Genomic DNA, 7,037 nt, shown 5'->3' with positions numbered 1-7,037 from the left:
TGTCATGACTCAGTCGCTTGAGCAGTGAAGTCAGGATACCGTGGCCTGCTGACCCCGCCGTGCTTTGCAAGCCGATACTACAAACGGCGGCGAGATCTGATTGCTCCAACATAAGAGAAACGCAAGCTTCTCGTGCCGCTTTCTCTTGATTCTGCTCACCATATACCTGTGCCATCATCAGGCGTGCACTGCTGTAATACGCAGAATCGGAGTGGATTTTCTGCAGCAGGCTCGCAGCCCGGGCAAATTCATGTCGATGTTGTAACAGGCGGGCACGATAATAAGTCAGCTCGTCTACCGGTATCTCAGATACTGCGCCACGTTCATACTCCAAGCCATCCATCAGAACGTAAATACGATCATACCGCCAGGACTCACCGGGCTTGTCGGCATGCTCAAAATGCTTTTTTATTTCATCCATGCGCTGTGCAAAAGTCTGAGGCAGCGGCTTGATTTCTTCTTTGCTCCAACGTGCAACCACCGCATTGTCATCAGGCTCAGACCAAGATGTATCAGCCATTGCAGGTGCTGCCAAAGCCGGCATTAAAATAACTGCCGTAGAAAGACCAAAACAAAGATTTTTAATTAAGCCACTGATTAACATAATTTTTGTCCGTTGATTTTCAGAATATCTGGTGAGAAAAAAACGGGGCTGCAGAACAGCCCCAAAAGGTTACTCACCCCCAGTGAGATACGAGAAAGAGAACTCGTCAGCGTCGTCAACAATTTCAAGTTCATTTATTTTTACTGGCTCTGAATTTTCAGATGCCATGAAAATATCGTCGACCAATTCAGTGAGCAGAACTTCAGTCTGTTCGGCGACATTGTCATCCACGTCAGGAAGGTCGACAGTCGAATTGTTGTTGCTGCTGTCGGAGCATGCACTTAACAGTGCAATACTCCCTATCATTAATAAGTTACGCGTTTTCATATAACACTCCTTACTTCACGGTTGCGGATCTTACGGTGCAGGGTTTACTGAACCTGCAAGTGGCGCCAGCAAGTATGGGAAGGTGTCGCTGACGTACGTCGAATCGATCGGAGCCAGGTCAGAGAAAGGCTGGTCACCCGTTGGCGCATCAGCTGGCTCACATAGGCCCAGATCATCTGTCGCATTTCCGTCACCATCGAGGTCGACTGGATGACACAGAGCGCCCATCACGACACGCAGTGCAATATCCACAACATCATCACCAGGACGACGACCGTTCGGGAAGCCCGCCAGGTCTCCGGCAACTACACCAAACGCGTTCTGATCAGCGGCTGGTGTAGGGGCTTGTATGGTATTGAGACGTACCATCTCTGAAGCGGTAACCGTCGACTGCTGGTTCACACCGGGGAAGCCGGTCAGGAACGCAGTAACGAGGTCGGTACGCGGAATATTGGATGGAGCAATGTTGTCTGATGCACCCAGCGCGTCACGGAACAGAATATCCAGCAAGGCAGGCAGGGTGGGATGAGTCACGTAATCTGCGAACTGACCATCGTCTTTAGGCTCAGAGGCGTTAAAGGTGTCTTTATCGCTCAGGCCGATGACAACTTCGTTCACCAGCGGCATACCCAGGCGTGATACCTGAGTCCAGGCACCGCCATTGACTTCCGGCTTAGCGAACGATGCTTCTGGATTAAGAATACGAGCCTGCTGCTGGCTGGCGCTGGTCCAGGCACCAATCACACCATTACCAGACCCAGTGACACACGAGATCGGTACTTCCAGAGCAATAGAGGTGACGTTTTTATCTGCCAGATCGTCGTTTGCATCGTCCTGTGCACTGCCATCACCATCCAGAGGGACGTAATTCACGAGGTCGAATGTTTTACCCAGATTCACGACGAACGGGTCTTTACGCTGGCCAACAAATACCTTACCGCCCGCGTCACATCCAGGAATAGTCAGGTCGTGTACAAAACCGCCTGCGTAAGCCTCATAGTCGGTAAATGACTTCTCACCAATATTGTCGAGTGGCTTAGTAAAAGTCGCTTCACCAGAACCATCGGTCAGACTGATTGCAGAACCAGTACGACGATCACCGCTGACTTTTTTGATGCTGTAGGTTTCGTAGAAGTTGGCGCTGCCATCGGTATCAACGTTGCCGAAGTTTTTCAGAGGAATGGCGACGCTTTTAAGATTCTCGCCTTCGCCAATCGGCAGAGCGAAACCACTTCCTTCACGCAGCATCTGCTGGAAACGGAACTGGAAAGTAATGTCTTCAACAGCATCCCCGTCATTATCGATGTGAATCTCGTACAGAGCGTTCGGGTCCATCGCGAAGTAATTTGGGCCGCCATAGGCGTCCTGCAGCGGGATATAGTTCGCAACCAGAGTCACGTAGTCTTCACGATCAGTTTCATAACTGCGGAACGCATAGAAGTCCGTAGAGTCGATGGCCGGCAGGCGGGTAACGTTCGGTGCTTCTCGGTGACTCGAAGCGCTTGCATTCATAGCTGTCAGCGCGGTAATCGCACTGAGCAGAAGTGTGGCGTGCGTTTTCATAACTGCTCCCGATTTCAGGTTAAACACTCAATGTGTATTTACCTGTACGGGACAGTTCAGAAACTGGATGTGATTTTTTTCAAAAAAGTTTGTTTTACCTCAGACCTGCTCTGGTACCTACTACACGACTATCTAATAGACAGGCTCGAGAACAACCTCTGAGAGCACCGAATTAGCGACGAAACAATGCTCATGCGCCTTACCATGCATAGCATCGATGGCTGCCTGATCCGGCACCTTATCACCACCAAACTGCACACATGGCCGGAGGATCAGGGTGGCAATGTAGAATTTGCCATCTTCCCTTTGTGCCAGCACAGCTTCGGCATCATCGTGATATGACTCAACAATTAAGCGCTTTTTAGCCGCCAACGCGAGGAAGGTTTGCATATGGCAGCTCGACATAGCCGCCGCCAGCATCTGCTCCGGGTCAGCACCGAAATCATTACCAGCACCGCCAGCAGGCAGGTGAACTTGCGACTTGAAAGCGATATCGTGTCGTCGTTCAAAGCCCTCGTGACTGAATTCGCCGTCTTTCTTCCAGGTGACAGATACTTTGTGTTCCATCTCTCTAAGCTCCTGTTACTGACTATCAGAACTCCGGACGAGTTACTGCTTTTCAAAGGTGTAAGTCAGAGTGAACGCCCCACGCAGGTCGCCAGGCTGATAACCCCGCGCATTGTCCTCTGGATAAAGCTCGCTGAGACGGGTAGCTACCGGCTCAGCCAGCTGCTCACCATGGCAGACCACGCAGGGCCCTCCGACAGGAATGGCTTTCATATAACGGAAGGTACCGTCCTCACGCGAAGAGGCCTCCATGGTCGCCAGCGGTTCCCCGGCGGCTGCACGTTGCGCAAAGGACTCAAGCACGGCGGACTCCCATGCATCCGGCGCGTTATTCGGGTTACGGAGTTTCTCCGATGTCCGGCCAACCTCCCAACCGTCTTTCCTGTGTGCTGCAGCAATCTCCGGCGCCTCAGTATTGCAAAACTGGATTGCCGCCAGAGGTCCTTCGGACTTCATGCCTTGCATCAGGGTTTCTTTCAGGCCCTGTGCAAAGGCTCTTGTCTGAGCCCGCGCTTCGACCACCATATAATCTTCTGAGACATCACCAGCGGGACCATCAGACTGCACACTGACACTGCTTAACAGGCCGATAGCCGACAGCAGCAAAGGTCGTAGAATTTCATTTTTCGATGCTTTTTTAAATGCGCTTTTCGATCTGCTAGCCATAATGACACCCACTGATTCAGAAAGAGAAAATACTATTTTTGCTGACTGCTTTATTTACTTATAAACACTAGGATCAGTTTCTACCGTATGGCCTTCCCAGCCATCGTAACCACCTACCAGCATTTTCACGTTAGAAAACCCCATGCGTTTCAGCGTGTGGGCCGCCAGGGTACTGCGCCCCCCATTTTTGCAATAGAGGAGTATTTCAGCGTCTTTATCAGCCAACAAAGGATGATCGGCCACTTTGAATTCGAGCACACCACGGGGAACATTCTCTGCCCCCGGCAGGTGTCCCATCATGTATTCAGCGGGTTCACGAACATCAAGCACTTTAGTGCCAGCGTCTAACATCGCCTGTGCAGCATCGGCTTCGACGGGGTTTACGTATGCACGTGCTTCTGCAAGCAGATCATCGCGGGTCATTACACTCATAAATACCACTCCAGTTAACGAGCTTTGTCTTCTTCAATATAACCACAGAGGAATACTTAAAGACAAGCCTCTCCTGTTGAATCACCATTTGCCGGAATCACCAGGCCCAGATGACCTCAGACCACCACCAGGCACACCAAAGCATCAGAGGCCATGCCACATAAGGACTGAAAAGCCAGCGCCAGACAGCCATCAAAGGTACGTAGCCCACACCATGAATAAAGCCTGCACTGATCCCCAGAAGGCCGAGTGAAAGAGGCCCATGCTCCAGCTCACGCGTATCGGTTGCCACTAGCTGAGGCATAGCCAGTAACGCGACCGACAGTCCGACCGCCAACAGAAACGACAGAGCTCTCGCCCAGCCCGCATACAGCGGGCCATAGCGACGATAGTCAACCGGAGCCGTCATGGCGCATCATCTGGATCAGGCTCGCGATCCAGGTTTTCGTTAACTTCCAGCCACAGGGCATTAATCAGGCCGAATGAACAGGCGAGCAGTACGCCCAGAATCCATGCGAAATACCACATTTTCAAGGCTCCTCAGTAGGTTGAATATTGGTTATCTTCAATAAAGTCAGTGGTCAGGCGACCCCACATTTTGTAATAGCCCCAGGCGGTGTAGCTGAGAATAATCGGCACGAAGATCATCGCTACCCAAAACATAATGTGCAGAGTCAGCTGACTGGAGGTCACGTCCCACATTGTCAGTGAATGGGATGGGTCTGTGCTTGAGGGCATCAGGAACGGAAACAGACTGAAACCGGCCGTGCAGATGATCCCGGTAACCGCAAACGAGCTACTGATAAACGCCAGTGCACCGCGATTCGCCATGCTCAGCAACGCGGCAAGCGCCAGACCGATGAACGCCACCACGGGTGCAACCAGCATCCACGGGTATCGACCATAATTATCCAGCCAACCAGCGGCCTGAAGCTCAACGCTTTTTTGCAACGGCGTGGTCACGCCTCCGAGATTGGACGCCGCTTTAATCACGTACCCATCCAGTTGGCTGACCCAGAACCCTCCAATAGCAAAGGCCACAGCAACCACCACGGCCAACAGAACTGAAATGCGGCGGGCACGTTCGTGTACCGGCCCAGCTGTGCGCATTTGCAGGTACGTCCCGCCATGCATCGCCAGCATCAGCAGACTGACCACACCGCACAACAACGCAAATGGATTGAGCAGCGCCCAGAACGAACCGGTGTAGGTCGACCGCATAAATTCATCTAACGTAAAAGGAACGCCCAACAACAAGTTACCGAAGGCAACACCAAACACTAATGCCGGTACTGCGCCCCCGACAGTAAGCCCCCAGTCCCAGGCATTGCGCCAGCGCGGGTCCTGTACTTTCGAACGATATTCAAATCCGACGGGGCGGAAAAACATGGCAAATAAAACCAGCAACAATGCCCAGTAAAAACCTGAAAACGCGACCGCGTAAACCACAGGCCACGCGGCAAAAATTGCGCCGCCTGCTGTGATAAACCAGACCTGATTACCATCCCAGTGCGGGCCAACCGTGTTCATCATTACCCGGCGCTCGCTGTCGGTTTTACCAATGACTTTCAACAGAGCGCCAACGCCCATATCAAAACCATCCGTCACAGCAAAACCAATCAGCAGAACACCAATAAGTACCCACCAGATAATTTTAAGCAGTTCGTATTCCATGGTGATCTCCTTACGCCTGAGCCGATGAGGTCGAAACAGAATCAGTGTTGCTGTCCTGCTCCCAGTGATAACGCCCTGTATGCAGGCTGGATGGGCCCAGACGCGCAAACCGGATCATCAGATACATTTCTGCGACCAGAAGCAGCGTATAAAAACCGATAAAGCCAGCAAGACTCATATAGATGTCTTCAACCGAACGGGTCGATACAGAGAGATGCGTCGGCAAAATTCCGCCAATCGACCACGGCTGACGACCAAACTCGGCCACAAACCATCCCATTTCACAGGCAATCCAGGGCGCAGGCAGAGCAATAATTAAAGCGCGCAGAAGGTACTTCTGTCGCTCAGCCGTCCCCTTCGCGCTGTAGTAGAACGAAAGGCCGATCAGCACCAGCATCATAAAGCCCAGGCCGACCATAATCCGGAAGGTCCAGAACATTGGCGCCACCCTTGGAATCGAATTCTGAGCCGCCAGTTTGATCTGCTCTTCCGTCGCATTGACCGGATTTTCGACGTATTTTTTCAGGAGCAGCCCGTACCCCAGATCATCCACCCGGGACCGGAACTCGGCAATCGTAGCCTCTGAACGGTCGCCTGCTTTAATCTGGGTTAGCAGATCATACGCCACCATACCGTTACGAATACGCACTTCGTGTTCAGCGATGAGATCTTTAATGCCTTTCACTTCTTCGGTGACGGAGCGGGTAGCAATCAGCCCAAGTGCGTACGGAATTTTAATCGCGTAGTCGGTTTCCATATTTTCCTGATCGGGAATTCCAAACAGGGTAAATGCCGCCGGGGGTTCGTGGGTTTCCCATTCCGCCTCAATGGCTGCAAGTTTTACTTTCTGAACTTCGCCGATCTCATAACCTGATTCGTCACCCAGTACGATGACAGAAAGAATGGACGCCAGACCGAAACTTGAAGCAATCGCAAATGAGCGACGGGCAAAAGGCAAATCGCGTTTCTTCAGCATGTAGTACGCCGAGATTGCCAACACAAACATGGCGCCCGTCACGTATCCGGCAGACACTGTGTGTACAAACTTCACCTGAGCGACCGGATTAAAAATCACCTCGGAAAAGCTCATCATCTCCATACGCATGGTATCGAAGTTGAATTCGGCGCCAACGGGGTTCTGCATCCAACCATTGGCAATCAGAATCCAGAGTGCAGACATATTCGAACCGATCGCAACGAGCCA

Annotated in this window: 10 protein-coding genes; all 10 read right to left on the bottom strand. The window is 51.9% G+C overall.

Going from position 1 to position 7,037, the window contains the following annotated elements:
* A partial coding sequence (locus tag B2067_RS00670; RefSeq protein ID WP_301387175.1) for a tetratricopeptide repeat protein occupies positions 1-520 on the bottom strand: 520 nt, incomplete at its 3' end.
* A 153-nt stretch (positions 521-673) separates the two neighbouring features.
* Positions 674-931 (bottom strand): hypothetical protein, encoded by a 258-nt coding sequence (locus B2067_RS00665; RefSeq protein WP_301179881.1) that lies wholly within the window; start codon positions 929-931, stop codon positions 674-676.
* Between the two features lie 30 nt (positions 932-961).
* Positions 962-2,494, bottom strand: coding sequence for a DUF4331 domain-containing protein (locus B2067_RS00660; protein WP_301387174.1), 1,533 nt, complete (start codon positions 2,492-2,494; stop codon positions 962-964).
* Between the two features lie 132 nt (positions 2,495-2,626).
* On the bottom strand, positions 2,627-3,061 hold the full coding sequence (locus B2067_RS00655) for an OsmC family protein (protein WP_301376602.1): 435 nt from the start codon (positions 3,059-3,061) through the stop codon (positions 2,627-2,629).
* Between the two features lie 42 nt (positions 3,062-3,103).
* Positions 3,104-3,727, bottom strand: coding sequence for a Tll0287-like domain-containing protein (locus tag B2067_RS00650; RefSeq protein WP_301387173.1), 624 nt, complete (start codon positions 3,725-3,727; stop codon positions 3,104-3,106).
* Positions 3,728-3,781: 54 nt separating this feature from the next.
* Positions 3,782-4,159, bottom strand: coding sequence for a rhodanese-like domain-containing protein (locus tag B2067_RS00645; RefSeq protein WP_301387172.1), 378 nt, complete (start codon positions 4,157-4,159; stop codon positions 3,782-3,784).
* A 97-nt stretch (positions 4,160-4,256) separates the two neighbouring features.
* Entirely contained in the window at positions 4,257-4,568 is a 312-nt protein-coding gene (locus B2067_RS00640; RefSeq protein ID WP_068441841.1) for a cyd operon YbgE family protein, read from the bottom strand.
* On the bottom strand, positions 4,565-4,687 hold the full coding sequence (cydX, locus tag B2067_RS00635) for a cytochrome bd-I oxidase subunit CydX (protein WP_068441844.1): 123 nt from the start codon (positions 4,685-4,687) through the stop codon (positions 4,565-4,567). The genes B2067_RS00640 and cydX overlap by 4 nt, the downstream gene beginning before the upstream one ends.
* 12 nt (positions 4,688-4,699) lie before the next feature.
* Entirely contained in the window at positions 4,700-5,833 is a 1,134-nt protein-coding gene (cydB, locus tag B2067_RS00630) for a cytochrome d ubiquinol oxidase subunit II (RefSeq protein WP_301387171.1), read from the bottom strand.
* A 10-nt stretch (positions 5,834-5,843) separates the two neighbouring features.
* Positions 5,844-7,037: cytochrome ubiquinol oxidase subunit I (locus B2067_RS00625; RefSeq protein ID WP_301387170.1), on the bottom strand; the 1,194-nt coding region annotated here is incomplete at its 5' end.

It is taken from the genome of Thalassolituus sp. UBA2590, from assembly GCF_002339775.1.
Classification (GTDB): Bacteria; Pseudomonadota; Gammaproteobacteria; order Pseudomonadales; family Oceanobacteraceae; genus Thalassolituus.
Note: the sequence above shows the minus strand (reverse complement) of the source record. Positions and strands in the feature narration are given on the sequence as shown.